Source organism: Bifidobacterium sp. W8110 (assembly GCF_016101375.1).
GTDB lineage: Bacteria > Actinomycetota > Actinomycetes > Actinomycetales > Bifidobacteriaceae > Bombiscardovia > Bombiscardovia asteroides.
Window position 1 is genome coordinate 690835 of record NZ_JACFQO010000002.1, and the last position, 14868, is coordinate 705702.

A 14868-nucleotide genomic window follows, 5' to 3' on the forward strand; every position below is an offset into this window, starting at 1 on the left:
TGCCTGGCCGGATAGACTGGTGGACATGGTCCAAGAACATGCTGATTCCTCAACCGCCTCAACCGACCAACCAGTCTCCTTGGGCGACCTGGTCCCCGAGGCGGGAGGCCCCCGCAATCTGACCGAGGATCAGATCTACGACCGCTTTTTCTCCTGGGTGGCTTCCCGGGGCATCACCCCCTGGCCGCATCAGGAGGAGGCCGTCCTCTCCCTGGTTTCTGGCGACCATGTGATCCTGTCGACCCCGACCGGCTCGGGCAAGTCCATGGTGGCCCTGGCCATGCACTTCATCGCCCTGTGCACCGGACGGCGCTCCTACTACACGGCCCCAATCAAGGCCCTGGTCTCTGAGAAGTTCTTCGACCTGGTTTCGATCCTGGGCCGTGACCGGGTGGGCATGATCACCGGCGACACCCATATCAACACGGATGCCCCGGTCATCTGTTGCACGGCCGAGATCCTGGCCAACCAGGCGCTCAGGGAGGGCAGGCATGCCGATATCGGCTGTGTGGCCATGGATGAGTTCCACTATTACGGGGATCCGGACCGTGGCTGGGCCTGGCAGGTGCCCCTGCTGACCCTGCCCGATGTGCAGTTCCTGCTCATGTCGGCCACCCTGGGTGACGTGGATCAGATCGCCGTGGACCTGGAGCGCAAAACCGGGGTGGGTGTGGACATCGTCGCCGATGCCCCCCGACCGGTGCCTCTGGATTACCGTTACGTTGACACCCCCCTGCCTACCACTGTGGAGTCCTTGCTGGCCGATGGGGATTCGCCGGTCTACATCGTTCACTTCTCCCAGGATGCCGCCCTGGAGACGGCCCAGGCCCTGTCCAGCACGGGGGTCTCCGACCGGGGCCAGCGCGACCGGATCAAGGCGGCCATGGCCGGCACCCGCTTCACCACGGCCTTCGGCAGGATTCTGCAGCGGCTGCTGCGCACCGGGGTCGGGGTCCACCATGCGGGCATGCTGCCCAGGTACCGGCGTCTGGTGGAGCAGCTGGCCCAGGATGGCCTTCTGCCGGTCATCTGTGGCACGGACACTCTGGGGGTCGGCATCAATGTGCCCATCCACACGGTCCTGCTGACCGGGCTGACCAAGTTCGACGGCTACAGGATGCGCCGCCTGCGGGCCCGGGAATTCCACCAGATCGCAGGCAGGGCCGGGCGCATGGGCTTCGATACCAGCGGGCTGGTCGTGGCCGAGGCCCCCGAATACGAGATAGAGAACGCCAGGGCCGTGGCCAAGGCGGGCAACGACCCCAAGAAGCTGAAGCGGATCAAACGCAAGAAGCCCCAGGAGGGGTTCGTCACCTGGGGCAAGGGGACCTTCGACAAGCTGATCGAGGCCCGTCCCGAGACCCTGACGCCGCACCTGAAGATCACCCACGCCATGGTGCTCAACGAGGTCGACCAGGGCGGGGATGCCAGGAGGCGGGTCGAGGACCTGATCGAGGACTCCCGTCAGACCCCGCAGCAGAAGGAGCATCTGCAGGACCGGGCCGACGAGATCTTCCAGACCCTGACCGACACCGGGGTCATCGAGACCGAACGGAACCCCGACGGCGGCCTGGACTACTTCACGACCGTGGACCTGCCCGAGGACTTCGCCCTGGACCAGCCCCTTTCGCCCTTCCTGCTGGCCGCCCTGGAGCTGCTGGATCCCGAGGATCCGGATTACGACATGAATCTGCTCTCCATGGTCGAGGCCACCCTGGAGGATCCCCGGCAGATACTCAAGGCCCAGCAGCGGCAGGCCCGCGACGCGGCCATCCAGCAGATGAAGGAGGATGGCCTGGAGTACGAGGAACGTATGGAGCGTCTGCAGGAGGTGACCTGGCCCAAGCCCCTGGAGGAGCTGCTGGGGGAGGCCTTCGACCGCTACCGCCGGGATGTTCCCTGGGCCAACGACTATGAGATCCACCCCAAGTCTGTTCTGCGGGACATGATCGAGACGGCATCGGACTTCAACGGCTACATCGCCCGCTACGGAATATCCCGTTCGGAGGGGACCCTGCTCCGCTATCTGTCCGATGCCTATCGGGCGCTCAGCAGGACGGTTCCCGAAGAGTTCATGGATGAGCGACTGGAGGACATCCTGGCCTGGCTGGGACTGATCGTGCGCTCGGTGGACTCCAGCCTGGTGGATGAATGGGAGGCTGCGGGCAGGGCTGAAAATGGCGAAGTCGCAAGCGGCCTGGATGCCGCCCCGCCCAAGGTGGAAAACCAGGTGGTGACGGACCGGCGGGGGCTGACCCTGCTGGTGCGCAACGCCATGTTCCAGCGGGTGGAACTGGCGGCCGCCGACCGTCCGGAGGCCCTGGCCGACCTGGATGCGGACTGGGGCTACGGCCTGCGGGCCTGGAGCGACGCACTGGATGACCTCTACGAGGACCATGAGCAGATCCTGACCGATGCCCAGGCCAGATCCTCGGACTTCTTCAGCTTGGATGACCGTGACGAGCGCCAGGGGCACACCTGGCGGGTCCAGCAGATCTTCGACGATGTGGAGGGCGAACGCGACTGGGGCATCGCAGGCATCGTGGACCTGGATGCCACCCAGGAGAGCGGTCAGGTGGTCTTCAAGGAATACCGGGTGGGTCCCATCGAGGAACTGATGGACCTTTAGACCCCGGTCCTTACAGGACCTTGGAGAGGAAGGACTGCAGCCGGGGGCTCTGCGGGTGGCCGAAGATCTGTTCGGGCGTGCCCTCCTCCTCGATGATTCCGGCATCGGTGAAGATCACCCTGGAGGAGACCTCCCGGGCGAAGGCCATCTCGTGGGTGACCAGAATCATGGTCATGCCGCCCTCAGCCAGGGAGCGGATGACTTCAAGCACGTCGCCCACCATCTCCGGATCCAGGGCCGAGGTGGCCTCGTCGAAGAGCATGATGTCGGGATGCATGGCCAGGGCGCGGGCGATGGCCACACGCTGCTGCTGCCCGCCTGACAAATCCGTGGGCCGCGCGTCCGCCTTCTCCTGAAGCCCTACGGTCTCCAGCAGGTCCAGGGCCTGCTGCCGGGCATCCTCCTTGGGCGTCTTGTGCAGCATGTGGGGGGCCAGCATGATGTTTTCGGCCACGCTCATGTTGGGGAAGAGGTTGAAGTGCTGGAAGACCATGCCCACGTGTTCGCGCAGCTTGTCGATGTCGGTCTTTGGATCGGAAATGTCGATTCCATAGACGCTGATGGTGCCCGAGGTCGGCATCTCCAGGGCGTTGATGCAGCGCAGGAGAGTGGACTTGCCCGCGCCCGAGGGGCCGATGATGGAGATGACCTCTCCAGGCTTGACCTCCATGTCGATCCCCTTGAGGACCTCGGTGTCGCCGTAGCGCTTGTGCAGGTCGCGGATGGATACGGCCGCCTGGGACTCTCCCTGGTTGCGGTGACTTTGGTTCTGACGGATGCGACGGGTCAGTCGTCCGGTGTCCATGTCCGGGTCCTCGAAGTTCATCGATGCAGCCTCCTATCGAGCATATTGGCCATCCAGGTCAGGGCGCTGATGGCGACGAAGTAGATGACGCCCACCATGAACAGGGTTTCGGTCACGCGGAAGTTGGCCGCGTAGATCTGCTGGGCCTGGTAGAGCAGTTCGCCGAAGCCGATGGCCAGCAACAGGGAGGAATCCTTGAGCATGATGACCAGCTGGTTGATGATGGAGGGCGAGGCGATTCTGACGGCCTGGGGCAGGATGACCCGGCGCAAGGCCATGCGACGGGTCAGGCCCAGGCTGCGGGCCCCCTCCATCTGCCCGACGTCCACCGAGTCGATGGCTCCGCGCACGATCTCGACAAGGTAGGCTCCGGAGTTCAGGGACAGGGTCAGTGCGCCGGCCAGCCAGATGCTGATGCGGTGGCCGATCAGCTGGGGGACGCCCAGGTAGAAGAAGAAAGCCCAGACCAGGACGGGTGTGCCCCTGAAGACCGCGACGTAGATGCGGGCAATCCAGGACAGAATCCGGTTGGGGCTGATCCGCCACAGTCCTAGGATGATACCGATGGCCAGGGCGATGACGAATGATATGGCCGTGATGGCCAGGGTGTTGCGCAGGCCCAGCATCAGGGAGGGGAATGCCTGACGGACCAGCTCGAAGAATCCTGGCCGGGATGCGGAGGCACTCTTGCTGGAATGGCTGCCGCCCACATAGGAATCGACCAGTTTTTTATAGCTGCCGTCGGCTTTCATCTTGGCCAGACCCTCGTTGAAGGCGGCCACAAACTCCTTGTTCTCGCCCTTGCGGACGGCTGCTCCATAGGAGGCACCGGGCTCCTTCTTGGTAACGGTCTTCAGCCCATTGCCCTGGGCGATGCCGTAGGCCAGGACCGGGTAGTCGTCAATGACCGCTTGTGCATTTCCGGACTTGACCATCTCATACATGGTGGAGGACTGGTCCACCGCCTTGACAGTAAAGCCGTACTGGTCTGCCCGCTGCTTGGCGAATGCCTCGCCCTCGCTGCCGGTCTTGACGGCCACCACGCTGCCCCGCAGATCCTTGTAGCTGTGGATCTGGTCGTTGTCCTTGGCGATGGCCATCTGCACGCCGGAGTCGAAATAGGGATCGGTGAAGTCGTAGACCTGCTTGCGCTGGTCGGTGATGGTCATGCCTGCTATGACCACATCGGCCTGCTGGGAATTCAAGGCCTGGAGGGCGGCGTTGAAGCCCAGGGACTGGATCTGCACTGAGAACCCCTCGATGTCGGCGATTTTGCGAATCAGATCCATGTCGATGCCGACCAGGTTCCCCGAGGAGTCCCTGAATTCGAAGGGGGCAAAGGTGGTGTCGGTGGCGACGCGGAAGGTGCGTCCGTTGACCGCCTGCGCGGCGGGGGAGTCCTGGGCCGCCTGCGCCGGCGTGGCCAGGGGAGCGGCGATCAGGGCTGAGAGCCCCAGGACCAGGGCCAGCAGGCCGACGGCCCACCTGCCTGGACCCGATGTCCATCTCTGGCGAACATGCGTGGCGATCACTGGCGATTCTCCTTATTGTTCCGACCTATGCCGGTTCCGGTTTTCCAGGCGACAGACCTTGCTGCCGCCCATTGGCCTGCCTGATGGGTATCCAGGCTGATGACCAGTAAACTGTACACACACCAGGTTTCCGGAACCCAACTACGCGCTGGGCGATACGGCTATATGGGTTCCCAGTCTAGCGCGTTCGTCTTTCTGTTTGCGGCAGACGCTGGCCTATGCTGGTGAGGGCGGGGAGCCATAGGGGCCCCGAGGAATGAGGTAGTGCAGATGGTTGATGATCTCTTCCAGGCGGCGGATCCCCCCGAGGAGCACACCCTGCCTCTGGCGGTCAGGATGCGGCCCCGAGGCCTGGACGAGGTGGTCGGCCAGGACAAGGTCACAGCCCCGGGAACCCCCTTGGAGCGGTTGGCCCGGTCGGATCCGAACAACCGTCTGACGGCTCCCAGCTCGGTCATTCTTTTCGGTCCTCCCGGGGTGGGTAAGACCACCTTGGCCTACATCGTGGCCCGACAGTCCGGGCGTCATTTCGAGGAGCTTTCGGCCGTCGCCTCGGGGGTCAAGGAGGTGCGGCAGATCCTCGCCCAGGCTCGGGAGCGGCTGGTCAGCCAGGGACAGGAGACGGTACTCTTCATTGATGAGGTGCACCGCTTTTCCAAGTCCCAGCAGGATGCGCTGCTGCCGAGTGTGGAGAACCGGGATGTGACTTTCATCGCAGCCACCACGGAGAATCCAAGTTTTTCGGTCATTGCGCCCCTGCTTTCGCGGTCCGTGGTGGTCAAGCTGGAAGCCCTGGACGACCGGGATCTGGCCACTCTGATTCACAGGGCCGTCAAAGACCAGCGGGGACTCAAGGACCAGGTACGGCTGGATCCGGATGCTTTGGACCAGATCGTGCGCTTTTCCGGGGGTGATGCCCGCCGAGCCCTGACCATCCTGGAGGCCGCGGCCGGAGCCGTCACTGAGGACGGGCCTCGTGCCAAGGGGGCGCGTCGGCCGTTGATCAATACCAAGGTGGTCTCTTCGGTCATGGACGTGGCCGCTGTCCGCTATGACAAGAAGGGCGACGATCATTACGACGTGGCCTCGGCCTTCATCAAATCCATGCGGGGGTCCGACGTGGATGCGGCCCTGCATTATCTGGCTCGGATGATCCGGGCTGGCGAGGATCCGCGCTTCATCGCCCGACGGATCATGATTGCCTCCGCCGAGGAGGTGGGTATGGCCTCTCCGGAGGTGCTGGAGATCACGGTCGCGGCTGCCCAGGCCGTGGCCATGGTGGGTATGCCAGAGGCACGTCTGATCCTGGCTGAGGCAGTCATCGCCGTGGCCACCGCACCCAAGTCCAACGCCTCCTACCTGGCCATCAACCAGGCCTTGGAAGACGTGGATGCCGGGCATATCGGCCAGGTTCCCCTGCATCTGCGCAATGCTCCCACCAAACTGATGAAGGCCTGGGGCAACCATGAGGGCTATCAGTATGCCCACGATGCGCCGGATGCAGTGGCTCCGCAGCAGTACATGCCGGACGAACTGGTCGGACGACGCTACTATCACCCCAATGACCGGGGCTATGAGCGCCAGCTGGGCCCCCGACTGGAGGCCATCAGGGCCATCCTTGACAGGGCTGCCGGGCCGGAGGGAAACGCCGGGTCTAGGCAATGACCGTCCAGACTCCTATACTGGGCACCCAATAGACGTTGAGCAGCCACACAATGACCGAAACGCCGCAGGGTCCAGGCCTTCCATATTGACGGTCGCCACGCTCCCACAAGGAGCCTGTCGCTGTCGGCGGGTCTGGCATGGAAGCATGGGGTCCGCCTCATGCACGGGCGCGAGGGTGACGATGTCGACAGCGGTCATTGACAATGCAGACATATCCGAACAATCGAAGGGCCTCGGCGTGGCCGAGGACGACCTGGCGGTCCGCGAGATTACCCGGCGAGTAGACAATGCTCGTGAATCGGCTACTTTTTACAAGATCGTGGCCCTGGTGGCCGCGGGAATGCTCATGGACAGCATCGATGTCTATGTGGGCAGCGCAGTAGCCAGTTCGGCCTTGAGCACCGGATGGTCCACGGTCGCCCAGAACTCCCTATTCCTGTCGGCCGGCTTCCTGGGGCTCCTGGTGGGTTCGCTGCTGGCCGGGTTCATCGGAGACCTGCGGGGGCGCAGGACCGCCTATCAGATCAACCTGCTGCTCTTCGGAGGCTTTACCCTGCTGGGTGCTCTGGCACCGAACATGGCCATCCTTTCGGTCTGCCGTCTAGGGGCCGGTCTGGGGCTGGGCGCCGAGATTGTCACCGGCTTCTCCATGGTCAACGAATTCGCTCCCATCAAGCACCGCGGCCGCTGGAGCGCCATCGTCTCGCTGGTGGCCAACACCGGAGTGCCCCTGGCCATGCTCCTGTGCGCTTGGATCATTCCGCGCTGGTCATGGAGGCCGCTCTTTGTCGGCATTGGTCTGGCAGCTGCGCTGATCTGGTATCTACGGCGCGACATCCCTGAGTCCCCTCGCTGGCTGGCCCTGCACGGACGGATGGACGAGGCCATCAGGGTGGTTGAGCTTTTGGAGGCCGATAATGGTCGGGAACGGACAGGCTCCGGTTCTGGCGACGACTCTGCCATCGCTGGGAAGAACGAGGGCCTTGGTGCACCTGCCAAGGCTTCGGGCAGCATTGTCCGCGGCCTGGTTGTGGCTACTGTGGCAGTCTCGGCCACCAACGTCTGCTCCTATGCTTTCACCTCCTGGGTGCCCACCATCCTGCTCAAGCGGGGCATAAATCTGAGCGGATCCCTGTGGATCAGCACACTGATGATGCTGGGAGCACCTCTGGGTTGCCTGATTGGATCCCTGCTTCTGGACCGAATCGGCCGCAAGCGGATCATCGTCACGGCCTTCCTGCTGACGGCGGTCTTCGGTCTGCTCTACGCCGCGCAGACCAGCCAGGTCACGGCCGTTCTGGTAGGCATCCTGCTCATGGCCAGTCTCTACGTCCTCATGTCTTCGGTGGTGGCGGTTTACGCGCCCGAGCTCTTCCCGACCACGGTCCGTTTCCGTTGCGTAGGCATCGCCAATGCCGTCGCCAAGCTCTGCAATGTGCTCATGCCCGTGCTGATTGGGGCCATGCTCAGCCAGTGGGGGAGCACCTCAATCTTTGTCACCATCAGCCTGGTGGCCCTGGCCTCCATGCTGGTTGTGGGCCTGATGGGCTGGGAGACGTCCGGCCGCTCGGTGGGCTGATAGGAACGAACCCAAGGGCGTAATGAGTCCGGGAAGTAAAAGGCCTGGCATGAGCCTGGTGCCGTCGAGGGGCGGCCAGGTAATCAGCCAGGTCCTTTTCTCACTATGGGTCCTTTGTCGGTTAAGAGGAATCAGAGCTGATTGGCCAGCAACCGGTTGTAGACGCAACGTAGCTCGGTTTGGAAAGTCTCGGGGTCGATGTCGGGATTCTGCTTGAACAGGTCGATCCACCAGTTGTTGACCGACCTGATTCTCTTGCGAGCTATGTCTGCGCCCGACCTGGTCAGTGCGATGATATTGACCCGATGATCGGCTGGATTCTGTTCACGGCTGACCAGGCCCTGGGCCTTCAAAGCCTTCAGATCCCGGGCCAGCAGACTGGGATCTACACACAGGTCCCGGGCTATCTGGCGCTGGCTAAGGCCTGGATGATCATAGAGGTATACAATCAGATCACCCTGGGTGCCCCGTAAGGTGGGGTCACCTGTGTACCGGCTGGCATCGTTGCGTGCATGCCGGTAGATTCCGGCTATGCAGCTGCTCAGGTTGTGGTAGTGGCTCTTCTTCAACATCGTTGCTGCCCCCTAGCTGGTAAGAAAGATCAAAGAGTTCTGCGGGCATGGTTGACCCGATGACCGCATGGACCCCTTCGGCGCCGTTCCCCCTCCAGGCCTATTTCCGGCAACTCCCTAGCCTCGGCCCAGCACGGACGACGCATTTTTCATCATATCAATACCGTCGACACCATAGGTATCGTCCACGATTCGTGCTTGGGCTGGCCGCATCAAGATTGCTGGGAATCTGCTTCTGCTCGATGCCCGTATCTGCCGATCATCCAGAAATATTTGTCTACCACAGGCTCGTTGGATAAAAGGAATTGCATTTTTTGCCCGGCCAAGCAGGTCTGCATCCGGCGGGTAAGAGTCGGCCGTGGTCGGGGACTATCACCGTCATTGCTCCACGGTATGCTAAGTTGTTACCTTTTCGCGACGGGATCTCGAAAGGACTGGCATGCGGGTACTGGACTTCGACGGCACCATCTACGATGGCGAGAGCCTGCTTGACTTTTACCTGTTCACTGTTCGCAAGGATCCGAGGGTCTTGCACTACCTGCCGGTCGCCCTCTTCTATGCCGTCCGCTACCGCCTGGGCAGAGTCACCCTGGAGCAGTTGGACTCGGCCATGCGTCGGGTGGGCTCGCGTTACCTGCGTCGGCTGACCTCGCGTCCCGGATTTGACATGAATCGCCTGGTCAGCCAGTTCTGGGATGCCAACATGCACAAAATCATGGATTGGTACACCCCCCAGGACGACGACGTGGTGGTGACCGCCTCCTTCGATCTGGTGGCTGGGGAAGCCTGCCGTCGACTGGGCATCACCCGTTGCATCGGTTCCACCTTGGATTTGGAGTCCCTGACCGTGGGCTACCTCAACTTCGGACCCGACAAGCCCCTTAACTTTCAGCGAATCCTGGGCGAGGGGACTGCGGTTGACGCCTTCTATACCGATTCGGCCTTCGACCTGCCCATGATCGATCTTGCCCGGCGAGCCTACCTGGTCGAGCATGGCCGGGTTCGCCGCATCAAATAGGCAGGCCACCATGGCTTTTATCAGTCAGTTCATGATTCGAAGGGGAAGACCAATCCCCACCGGCGGCGCAGGGAGTCCATGAGCTCCATGATGCGCAACGTATCCTTGTGGGGCATCTGGGCACACTCGGTCTTGCCATCCAGGATGGCCTGAGCGGCGCTGGCCACCTCGTACTCATACCCGGTCAACTGGTCGGGGATGGGGTAACTCTTCCTCAATTTATGGTCCCCGTCGTACAGGTCGATTGACTCCACGTTGTTGATGTTGGCGCACTGTAGGTAACCCTGGTCTCCCCAGATGCTGCCGGCCCGGTCGCTGACCGAGACCATGGAGCTGGTCGCCGCGCCCATGGACCCATCCTGGTAGAAAATGGTCGTGGTGTTCTGGCTGTCCACGCCCTCCGGGCTGCGGACCCAATCCGTGCAGACCCGTCCAATGGGCTTGGGGCCCATGACCATGTCGATGAAGTTGAGAGGGTAGACGCCCACATCGAGCAGGGCGCCGCCGGCCAGGGCCGGATCGGTCATTCTGGCCTTGCCGACGGTCACATAGCCCAGGTTGGCGGTCACGGTCCTGACGGTGCCGATTTCCCCTGTGGAGACGATGTCGTCGATGATGGAGCGCGAGGGCATGTACCTGGTCCAGATGGCCTCGGTGCAGAGCAGGCCGGTGCTCTCGGATGTCTCTATGACCCGCTTGGCCTGATCGGCGTTGGCTGTGAAGGATTTCTCGACCAGCACGTTCTTTCCGGCCTTCATGCAGGCGCTGGCCTGCTCGGCGTGGAGGCTGTGAGGTGTGGCGATGTAGACCAGATCCACTTGCGGATCATCCAGGAGTTCCTGGTAGGAGCCATAGGAATGCCGGAATCCATATTTTTTGGCGAAAGCGGCTGCGCGATCACCATCCCTGGCGGCCACAGCGTAGGGGGCCACCAGATGGCTATACCGTTGGTCCCCAGCCATCATGACCACCGTCTTGGCCAAGGCGTTGGCTATCCTTCCGGCGCCGAGGATGGCGAAGTTGATTCGCATGCCCTTCTGCTCAGCCTCTTGTCGTTTGCCGTTCAATCTGCTCATCCTCGACTCCTTCGTTCGGATTGCCATCTGCTGTGATGGCCTCATACAATTTCTGCAGGGTTTCCTGGGCGTGGCGGGCATCCAGCTGGCACTCCCAGACTGTGAAGACCCGCCATCCCATGGCTTTCAGCTTCTTGCCCTGCTCCTGATCCCGCAGACGGTTTCTCGTCAGCTTCGTAGTCCAAAACTCCACATTGGATTTGGGAAGGGAGAATTTGTCACAGCCCTGATGCATATGCCAGAAACAGCCATTGACGAATACCATGGCCCGCCACTTGGGCAGAACCACATCAGGATGGCCCGGATACCTCTTGTCATTCTTGCGAAATCGCAGACCTCGCGAGAAGAGGTAGGACCGGACCTGACGTTCTATTGATGTCTCCGTGCCCCTGATTCGGGACATGGTGTAGCTGCGTGTGCCGGGCTGGAATCTGCTGGGTGTCTTTTTTGAAACCATCCCCGGCACGGCTCAGAGGATTTCGACGCTGTTGATGAAGACCGGCTCAAGGGGACGGTCTCCCGAGTCTGTGGCCACGGCATCCAGCTTGTCGACCACCTTCCGGGAATCCTCATCGGCCACCTTGCCGAAGATGGTGTGGTGCCCGTTCAGCCATGGGGTGGGCACGGTGGTGATGAAGAACTGTGATCCGTTGGTGCCGTGGGTCTTCCCTGTGGCGGGATCCCGGCGCAGCCCGGCATTGGCCATGGCCAGCTTGTAGGGTTCCTCAAAGGTCAGGGAGGGGTCGATCTCATCATCGAACTCATAGCCGGGGCCGCCTGTACCCGTACCCAGCGGGCAGCCACCCTGGATCATGAAGTCCTTGATGATCCGGTGGAAGGTCAGCCCGTCATAGAAAGGATCCTGACGCTTCTGGCCCGTTTCGGGGTCGGTCCAGTCCTTGCGGCCGGCGGCCAGATCCAGGAAGTTGGCTACGGTTTCAGGGGCCTGATCGTCAAAGAGGTCCAGACGGATATCGCCTTCTGAGGTGTGCATGATGACTGTGCTCATGTCCCCGATTCTTTCATAAGACGGCGACGCGCACCGAGGATCCGAAGGGCATCAGGGCCAGGCGGGCCATCTTGAAGGCCTGCAGGCCGAAGGGTATGCCAACCACGGTCAGCATGGTGACCAGCCCGGCTGCCAGATAGGCCAGAGCAAGCCACCAGCCACCCAGGATGATCCAAAGCAGGTTGGCCAGCCAGGATCCCAGCCCGCCTCCATAGATGACCTGTCGGCCGAATGGGGTCAGGGTGAGTCTGGCCATCTTGAAGGCCTGGACCCCCAAGGGGATACCCACCACCGTCAGGCAGAGCACGATGCCGACCAGGGTCCATGCCAGGGCGATGGCCAGTCCCCCCAGCAGCAGCCAGCAGATATTGCCGATCAGGCGCATGTAGGTCCTTCCGTCAGGGTTGCGGTGACGGCCTTGGCGCAGGCGGTCACCTTCTTGATGATGAGAGTCAGTCGTTCCTGCCGCTGCCCGGGTGCAAGCTGCTGATCCAGTGCATCGATCAGTCGCATGCCGGATTGGACGATGCCACGCGTCACTTCCACGCCCATGGCAGGATCAGCTGGCCGTAGGGCTGTCCATGCCTGGATCAGCGGCTGGTTGACCTGCCGGTGGAAGTCCAGCAGGGCTTGGGCCTGCCGGTCCGTGGACCGATCGCTCCTTGGGACGGGCTCCTGGGGATTGGAGGGACTGCCGTAGATCAGAGTCTGGCGTAACTGCTCATCGTGCTGCTCGGCATAGAGGTTCATCAGCCATCCGTGTCCGTGCAGTCCTGCTTGTTCCAGATTGGTGCGAGTCCAGACCTCGACCGTCCGGTGCGGGTCGTCCGTCTGATCCAGGGCCTGCTCCAGGGCCTGGCCCCAGTCCGGCAGATGCCGTTCCATGACCATGTCGCAGAGCTGGTCGGTATCCCGGGCATAGCGGTAGAGGGAGTTCCGGGCCAGATTGGTGCGTCGGGCCACTTCGGCCATGGTCAGTTGGCCTCGTCCGCCGGTGCGCAGGATGGCCTCGGCTGCGGCGATGATCTGGTCCAGGGTTTTGGCGCGGTGTTCCTGGAGCGTGGATTCGCGAATCCTGGGCATGGTCCTCCTTGGTCCGGTCTGCTGGGTGCAGCGATTGTGAATCGAGCTCGGCCGGTCTTTGGGCATATGATATGGCCTATTCGCAGTAGAGCCAAGCTGCCGAGGTATCTTCAGCCTGCGGCTTGTCCGCGCTGAGTGAACTTGCCAGACAGGTTTTCGCGACGTATAGTCGCAAAAAATCGCAGACCATGATGAGGGGAGATCTGATGACCGGATCGGCAAGCATGGGCTTGAAGAAGGGCAGCCAAGAGTCTCAGGAGACGGCACCGCCCTGGCGCGCCCTCTGGGTGTTGGCCCTGGGGCTGGCCATGATTGTGCTGGATTCATCCATCGTCAACGTCTCCATTCCATCCATCATCGCTGCCATCCACATCAATCTTGCTCAAGCCCAGTGGGTGACCGCCCTCTACAGCATCGTCCTGGCGGCCCTGCTCCTGCCTTCCGGTCGGTTGGGGGACATGATAGGCCGCAAGCGGATTCTGCAGGTGGGCACGGTCATCTTTGTGCTGGGCTCCGTCTTCGCCGCATCGGCCTCCTCTGGCACACTGTTGCTCCTGGCCCGGCTCGTTCAGGGAATCGGTGGCTCCCTGGTCATGCCATCGACCCTGTCTACCGTGTCCGCCACCTTCCGGGGTCGCCATCGGGCTACCGCATTCGGCATCTGGGGGGCCGTCATGTCATCCGCCGCAGCGGTCGGCCCCTTCCTGGGCGGGGTTTTCACCAGTACCATCGGATGGCGGTGGATTTTCCTGGTCAATCTGCCCCTGGGACTGATCGTTCTCGTGGCCAGTGCAGTCTTTGTGCCAGAGACCAAGTCATCGCCTCGACAGAGTGGCGACCGGTGGGGGATGCTTGCCGACTGGAAGGGCATACTCCTTTCGGCCCTGGGATCGGCCCTGGTGGTCTTTGCGCTGATAGAGGGGCAGACCTACGGCTGGTGGCATCCCCGTGCCGCACTTGAACTGGGCCCGTTGCACTGGTCCGCATCGGCGCCTCTGTCGCCGGTTCCGGTCAGTCTGGTTCTGGGGCTGGCCCTGCTGGCTGCATTTGCTCTGACCGAGCTGGCCAGGGCAGGTAGGGGCAAGATGGTTATCCTGGACGTATCCATGTTCGCCATCGGCACCTTTGGATGGGGCAACCTCACGGCCGCCATCGTCAACGCCGGTCAGTTCGCGGTCATGTTCATCCTGCCCCTCTATCTGATCAACGCCAGAGGCTTGAGCCCCTTGGGGGCTGGATCCATCCTGGGTGTCATGGCCCTGGGATCAGTTGTTTCGGGGGGTCTGGCACGGGTGGTCTCAGCCCGTCTGGGAGCCGGCGGCACTGTGCAGACGGGCCTGCTGATGGAAATCATCGGCGTGGCCCTGTCCATTCTGCTCATGCGCGGGTCTGTGCCGGTCTGGCACATGACTTTGACTCTGATCATCTACGGTGCCGGCCTGGGCTTTGCCTCGGCACAGCTGACCAGTCTGGTGCTCTCCGGTGTTCCGGTGGCCCAATCCGGCCAGGCTTCGGCCACCCAGTCCACCATCCGTCAGTGGGGGACCGCCTTGGGTGCTGCAGTCTCCGGTTCCGCCCTCTCCTTGGCTCTGAGCCTGGTGCTGCCAAGCCATCTGAGGGCTCTCAAGGGGATCTCGGCGCAGATGGCCGATGGTCTGGTCAGATCGGTTCAGTCCTCTGCCGGCAACGCCATCGTTGGCATGCGGGCCCAGGGCACCGGGGGTCGACTGGGAGCCTTGGGCCCCCAGGTGACCAACGCCCTGACTGAGGGATTTACTCAAGGCGCCCAGTGGGCCATGGGCTTCGCAGTCCTGCTGCTTCTCCTGGGGCTGGTCGCCTCCGTGCTGGTGCGCCGGGCCGCCCGCAAGGCTGGCGCCGATAAGGTCTGAGGCATTCGCAA

13 protein-coding genes are annotated in these 14868 nt (G+C 62.5%); 5 read left to right on the forward strand and 8 right to left on the reverse strand.

Annotation, left to right across the window (positions count from 1 at the left end):
• Nucleotides 1–25: 25 nt before the first annotated feature.
• Nucleotides 26–2629: a DEAD/DEAH box helicase gene (locus H3T88_RS05785; RefSeq protein ID WP_232347155.1), complete on the forward strand. Its 2604-nt coding sequence runs from the start codon at nt 26–28 to the stop codon at nt 2627–2629.
• Nucleotides 2630–2639: 10 nt separating this feature from the next.
• Here H3T88_RS05785 and H3T88_RS05790 read toward each other — a convergent pair whose 3' ends face one another.
• Together H3T88_RS05790 and H3T88_RS05795 are read right to left on the reverse strand one after the other, a co-directional pair.
• Nucleotides 2640–3455 carry an amino acid ABC transporter ATP-binding protein gene (locus H3T88_RS05790; protein ID WP_015021685.1) on the reverse strand — a complete coding sequence of 272 codons (816 nt, stop codon included), beginning with the start codon at nt 3453–3455 and terminating at the stop codon, nt 2640–2642.
• Entirely contained in the window at nt 3452–4966 is a 1515-nt protein-coding gene (locus H3T88_RS05795) for an amino acid ABC transporter substrate-binding protein/permease (protein ID WP_015021686.1), read from the reverse strand. Before H3T88_RS05795 ends, H3T88_RS05790 begins: the two co-directional genes overlap by 4 nt.
• A gap of 270 nt (nt 4967–5236) precedes the next feature.
• On the opposite strand from H3T88_RS05795, the gene H3T88_RS05800 reads away from it, so the two are divergent.
• Nucleotides 5237–6631, forward strand: coding sequence for a replication-associated recombination protein A (locus H3T88_RS05800; protein WP_198203875.1), 1395 nt, complete (start codon nt 5237–5239; stop codon nt 6629–6631).
• A gap of 181 nt (nt 6632–6812) precedes the next feature.
• Nucleotides 6813–8210 (forward strand): MFS transporter, encoded by a 1398-nt coding sequence (locus tag H3T88_RS05805; protein WP_198203876.1) that lies wholly within the window; start codon nt 6813–6815, stop codon nt 8208–8210.
• A 131-nt stretch (nt 8211–8341) separates the two neighbouring features.
• Here H3T88_RS05805 and H3T88_RS05810 read toward each other — a convergent pair whose 3' ends face one another.
• The gene (locus H3T88_RS05810; protein WP_015021689.1) at nt 8342–8782 is read right to left on the reverse strand and encodes a MarR family winged helix-turn-helix transcriptional regulator; all 441 of its coding nucleotides are present in this window, start codon (nt 8780–8782) and stop codon (nt 8342–8344) included.
• Between the two features lie 439 nt (nt 8783–9221).
• Between H3T88_RS05810 and H3T88_RS05815 the strand changes: the two genes are divergently transcribed.
• The gene (locus H3T88_RS05815) at nt 9222–9800 is read left to right on the forward strand and encodes a haloacid dehalogenase-like hydrolase (protein WP_198203877.1); all 579 of its coding nucleotides are present in this window, start codon (nt 9222–9224) and stop codon (nt 9798–9800) included.
• 29 nt (nt 9801–9829) lie between these two features.
• Here the strand turns inward: H3T88_RS05815 and H3T88_RS05820 are convergent, their stop codons facing one another.
• The 5 genes from H3T88_RS05820 to H3T88_RS05840 are packed head-to-tail and all read right to left on the reverse strand — an operon-like array spanning nt 9830 to nt 12968.
• Nucleotides 9830–10876 carry a Gfo/Idh/MocA family protein gene (locus H3T88_RS05820; RefSeq protein WP_198203878.1) on the reverse strand — a complete coding sequence of 349 codons (1047 nt, stop codon included), beginning with the start codon at nt 10874–10876 and terminating at the stop codon, nt 9830–9832.
• Nucleotides 10842–11333, reverse strand: coding sequence for a very short patch repair endonuclease (locus H3T88_RS05825; RefSeq protein ID WP_198203879.1), 492 nt, complete (start codon nt 11331–11333; stop codon nt 10842–10844). Before H3T88_RS05825 ends, H3T88_RS05820 begins: the two co-directional genes overlap by 35 nt.
• Before the next feature lie 12 nt (nt 11334–11345).
• Nucleotides 11346–11885 carry a peptidylprolyl isomerase gene (locus H3T88_RS05830; RefSeq protein WP_198203880.1) on the reverse strand — a complete coding sequence of 180 codons (540 nt, stop codon included), beginning with the start codon at nt 11883–11885 and terminating at the stop codon, nt 11346–11348.
• Nucleotides 11886–11898: 13 nt separating this feature from the next.
• A complete protein-coding gene (locus tag H3T88_RS05835; protein WP_015021694.1) occupies nt 11899–12270 on the reverse strand; it encodes a YccF domain-containing protein in 372 nt (123 codons plus the stop codon).
• Nucleotides 12261–12968, reverse strand: coding sequence for a TetR/AcrR family transcriptional regulator (locus H3T88_RS05840; protein WP_198203881.1), 708 nt, complete (start codon nt 12966–12968; stop codon nt 12261–12263). The genes H3T88_RS05835 and H3T88_RS05840 overlap by 10 nt, the downstream gene beginning before the upstream one ends.
• A 206-nt stretch (nt 12969–13174) precedes the next feature.
• Here H3T88_RS05840 and H3T88_RS05845 point away from each other — a divergent pair, with 206 nt between their 5' ends.
• Nucleotides 13175–14857, forward strand: a complete 1683-nt coding sequence (locus tag H3T88_RS05845; protein ID WP_198203882.1) for an MFS transporter — start codon at nt 13175–13177, stop codon at nt 14855–14857.
• Nucleotides 14858–14868: the final 11 nt, after the last annotated feature.